This window comes from Geminicoccus flavidas (assembly GCF_009806515.1).
Lineage (GTDB): Bacteria > Pseudomonadota > Alphaproteobacteria > Geminicoccales > Geminicoccaceae > Geminicoccus > Geminicoccus flavidus.
Genome location: NZ_WUJP01000035.1, coordinates 1 through 4,147, shown reverse-complemented (window position 1 = coordinate 4,147; position 4,147 = coordinate 1). Strand labels below are relative to the sequence as shown.

5 protein-coding genes are annotated in these 4,147 nt (G+C 69.6%); 1 reads left to right on the top strand and 4 read right to left on the bottom strand.

From position 1 onward, the window contains the following. Window positions 1–266: GFA family protein (locus EQG76_RS00855; RefSeq protein WP_200840458.1), on the top strand; the 266-nt coding region annotated here is incomplete at its 5' end. Here the strand turns inward: EQG76_RS00855 and EQG76_RS00850 are convergent. The 4 genes from EQG76_RS00850 to EQG76_RS00835 form a co-directional block, all read right to left on the bottom strand. Beyond that, entirely contained in the window at window positions 260–820 is a 561-nt protein-coding gene (locus tag EQG76_RS00850; protein WP_159709742.1) for a pyridoxamine 5'-phosphate oxidase family protein, read from the bottom strand. The two genes, EQG76_RS00855 and EQG76_RS00850, sit on opposite strands and share 7 nt — an antisense overlap. Next, on the bottom strand, window positions 789–1,592 hold the full coding sequence (locus EQG76_RS00845) for a TlyA family RNA methyltransferase (RefSeq protein ID WP_159709740.1): 804 nt from the start codon (window positions 1,590–1,592) through the stop codon (window positions 789–791). Before EQG76_RS00845 ends, EQG76_RS00850 begins: the two co-directional genes overlap by 32 nt. Further along, a complete protein-coding gene (gene dxs, locus EQG76_RS00840; protein ID WP_159709738.1) occupies window positions 1,589–3,508 on the bottom strand; it encodes a 1-deoxy-D-xylulose-5-phosphate synthase in 1,920 nt (639 codons plus the stop codon). Before dxs ends, EQG76_RS00845 begins: the two co-directional genes overlap by 4 nt. Window positions 3,509–3,538: 30 nt before the next feature. Then, window positions 3,539–4,147 (bottom strand): polyprenyl synthetase family protein (locus EQG76_RS00835; protein ID WP_159709736.1); only part of this gene is annotated, 609 nt, incomplete at its 5' end.

Genomic DNA, 4,147 nt, shown 5'->3' with positions numbered 1-4,147 from the left:
GCAGCGCCCGGTTCCAGGTGACGCGCGGCGAGCCGCACGGCTTTGCTTCCTCGCCCGCGGCACGGCGCTCCTTCTGCCCGACCTGCGGCAGCCAGCTGTTCATGGTCGACGAGAAGCAGCAGTCGGTGGGCGTGCCGATCGCGTCGCTGGACGAGCCGGACGGGGTGCGCCCGCGCCTACACGGCTGGTTCGACGAGCATATTAGCTGGTTCGACACCAGGGACGAGCTCCTGCGCTTTCCGCGCCACCCGCCCTACGATCACTGATCCAGAGGCATCCCGGTTGGCAGCCCGTCGATGCTCTGGACATTCTCCCGGCGGCGATACGCTTCGAGGCCCTCCTCACCGCCCTGGCCCAGCGCCCAGCGCTCCATGCTGTCGCGCTCGCCCTGGTAGTCGAACAACGGCACGCCAAAGCCGCAGGAGGTCTGCACGAGGTCGATGTCCTGCACCACGATCTGCCGGGCACCGAGCGGCTGCTCGTTGCCGAACCACTCGGCCAGCAGCTCCGCATAGGCGGCGCTGCCACGGAAATGGCAGGTGCCGTGGCCATAGAGCCGCAGGATCTGCGGCGGACCCTCGAAGGCGCAGAACATGATGGTCATCCGGCCATCCGCCTTCAGATGCGCCGCTGTCTCACTGCCGCTGCCGGTCAGGTCCAGATAGGCCACCCGATTCTCGTTCAGGATGCGCAGCAGGTCGGTACCCCGCGGCGAGATGTTCACCCTCGCCCCCTCCGCCGCCGATCCGGTGAAGAAGATCCGCTGCCGCTCGATGAAGGCCCGGATCCTAGGCTCGATCCTCTGATACTGTTTCGCCACGCCCACGCTCCGGATCGATGGAAGCAGAACCCACCGACCGGCGGGCTGCCAACAGGAACTCGACATTGCCCGCCGGTCCGGTGATCGGGCTGCGGACGATCCCCGATACCTGCCAGCCCTGCGCCGTGAACCAGTTCCGATAATGGGCGCAGACCTCCTCGTGCAAGGCCGGATCGCGCACCACCCCGCCCTTGCCGACCCTGCCGGGGCCCACCTCGAACTGCGGCTTGATCAGCACCACCAGTGAGGCGCCAGGCGCGCACAGGCTCAAGGGTGCGGGCAGCACCGCGGACAGGCCGATGAAGCTCGCGTCGCAGACCAGGAGCCCCACCGGCTCCGGCACCTGGGCGGCCGTCAGGTGGCGGGCATTGGTCCGCTCCAGGTTGACCACCCGCGGGTCGTCGCGCAGCTTCTGGGCGAGCTGGCCATAGCCGACATCGACGGCATAGACCCGGGCGGCACCCCGGCTCAGCAGCACCTCGGTGAACCCGCCGGTCGAAGCGCCCACGTCCAGGCAGACCAGGCCGGAGGGATCGATCGCGAAGCGGTTCAGCGCCTCGATCAGCTTGAGCGCACCTCGGCTGACCCAGCCCGGCCCGCTCTGCCGCACCTCGATGGGGACATCAGCTCGCAGCTGCTCGCCCGCCTTGTCGAGCTTGCGCTCGCCGGAGAACACCAGGCCGGACATGATGATCGCCTGGGCCTTGCTCCGGGTCTCGGCAAGCCCGCGATCGACCAGGATCTGGTCGAGCCGCTGCCTGCCCTGCGTCATCCCTGCACGACCCTGAGCGGCTCGGTGCGCAGGCCCAGGACCTGCAGGACCCGGCGGCCAATCGCGGCGGCGTCCAGTCCCGCCTCGGCATACTGGCCAGCCGGCGTGCCGTGATCGATGAAGCGGTCCGGCAGGATCATTGAGCGCAGCCGGACGCTGCCGCCGTCGAGCAGGCCCTGATCCAGCGCCAACTGCTGTACCTGGCTGCCGAACCCGCCGATCGATCCTTCCTCGACCGTCACCACCAGCTCGTGATGGGAGAGGAGCTGGCGCACCAGCTCCTCGTCCAGCGGCTTGGCGAAGCGGGCATCTGCCACGGTCACGCCGATGCCGCGCGCTGCCAGCTCGTCGGCCGCCTTCAGGCATTCGGCGAGCCGCGTGCCGAACGACAGCAAGGCCACGCGCGAGCCCTCGCGGACCACCCTGCCCTTGCCGATCTCCAGGACCCGGCCGCGCACCGGCAGCTCCAGGCCCACGCCCTCGCCGCGCGGGTAGCGGAACGCGATCGGCCCCTCGTCATAAGCGGCGGCCGTGCGCACCATGTGCATGAGTTCCAGCTCGTCGCCGGCGGCCATCACCACCATGCCCGGCAGGCAGCCGAGATAGGCTGTATCGAAGCTGCCGGCATGGGTGGCGCCGTCGGCACCCACCAAGCCAGCCCGGTCGATCGCGAAGCGCACCGGCAGCTTTTGGATCGCCACGTCGTGGACGACCTGGTCATAGGCGCGCTGGAGGAAGGTCGAGTAGATCGCGCAGAACGGCCGCATGCCTTCGCAGGCCAGGCCCGCCGCGAAGGTCACCGCATGCTGCTCGGCGATGCCGACATCATAGACACGATCGGCGAAGCGCCGCCCGAACAGGTCGAGCCCGGTGCCGGAGGGCATGGCCGCGGTGACCGCTACGATCGACGGATCGGCCTCGGCCTCCTGGATCAGGCTGCGCGCGAACACCGAGGTGTAGGACGGCAGATTGCCGCCGGATTTCACCTGCGCGCCGGTGGCGACGTCGAACTTCGCCACGCCGTGATACTTGTCGGCGGAGCGCTCGGCCGGGGGGTAGCCCTTGCCCTTCTGGGTCTTGACGTGGAGGAGCACCGGCCCTTTGGCGGCGTCGTCACGCAGCGCCTCCAGGATCGCCACCAGCTGGTCGACATCATGTCCGTCGACCGGGCCCACATAGTAGAATCCCAGCTCCTCGAACAGTGTGCCCCCGGTCGCCATGCCACGGGCATATTCGTCGGCGCGGCGCGCTGCGGTCTGGAGCGGCCGCGGCAGGCGCTTGACCACGCGCTTGGCGACGTCGCGCAGCTCGCGGAACTCGTGGCTGGCGAGCACGCGGGACAGATAGCCGCTCATCGCCCCGGTCGGCGGGGCGATCGACATGTCGTTGTCGTTCAGGATCACGATCAGCCGGGCATGGGAGGTGCCGGCATTGTTCATGGCCTCGTACGCCATGCCCGCGGAAAAGGCGCCGTCGCCGATCACCGCCACGACGTTGCGCTGCTGCCCGTTCAGCCGGATCGCCTCGGCAAAACCCAGGCCCGCCGAAATCGAAGTCGAGCTGTGCGCGGCACCGAACGGGTCGTAGGGGCTCTCGCTGCGCCGGGTGAAGCCGGACAGGCCGCCCGGCTTGCGCAGGGTGCGGATCCGGTCGCGGCGGCCGGTCAGGATCTTGTGCGGGTAGGCCTGGTGGCCGACGTCCCAAATGACGATGTCGCTGGGCGTGTCGAACACGTAGTGCAGCGCCACGGTCAGCTCGACCACGCCCAAGCCGGCGCCCAGGTGCCCGCCGGTCACAGAGACGGCGTCGATCGTCTCCCGGCGCAGTTCGTCCGCCACCTGGCGCAACTGCGCTTTGGGCAGCCGGCGCAGGTCCTGCGGGATCTCGATCTGGTCGAGCAAGTCGGTGTCGGCCATGTCGCCGTCTGCTCCAGGAGCCATGCTGCTCTAGCGGTCGCGGGTCACGACGTGGTGGAAAAGCGCGTCGAGCAGGCTGGTGTCGCCTGCAAGCTGGCGCACTTCCGCCTCCGCCGAGCGCGCCAGCTCGGACAGCCGCGCCCGTGCGGCGTCCACGCCGATTAAGGTAACGAAGGTAGTCTTACCGCGGGCGGCATCCAGGCCGGCATCTTTGCCGGTGACCGCGCCATCGCCCTCGACGTCCAAGAGGTCGTCGGTGATCTGGAAAGCCAGGCCCAGATGCCGCGCCCAGGCCAGCACGCGCTGGCGCTCAGCCGGGCCGGCATCCGCCACGATCGCCCCGGCTTCGGCAGCGAACGCGATCATCGCCCCGGTCTTGAGCTGCTCCATCCGCTCCAGCCCGGCCAGGTCCGGGGGCTGGCGCTCGCCTTGGAGGTCGAGCATTTGGCCGCCGCACATGCCTGAAAGCCCCGCGGCCTCGGCCAGACCGGCCAGGAGGCTGACCCGCGCTTCGGCGCCGAGATAGGGGTCGCCGGCGATCCAGCCGAAGGCCGCTGCCTGCAGGGCATCGCCGGCCAAGATCGCGGTGGCCTCGTCGAATGCCCGGTGGCAGGCCGGGCGGCCGCGCCGGAGCTGGGC

What these genes read in the sequence shown, in the direction of transcription:
- EQG76_RS00845 (WP_159709740.1), bottom strand. Translation starts at nt 1,592, where the DNA reads ATGACGCAGGGCAGGCAGCGGCTCGACCAGATCCTGGTCGATCGCGGG.
- dxs (WP_159709738.1), bottom strand. Translation starts at nt 3,508, where the DNA reads ATGGCCGACACCGACTTGCTCGACCAGATCGAGATCCCGCAGGACCTG.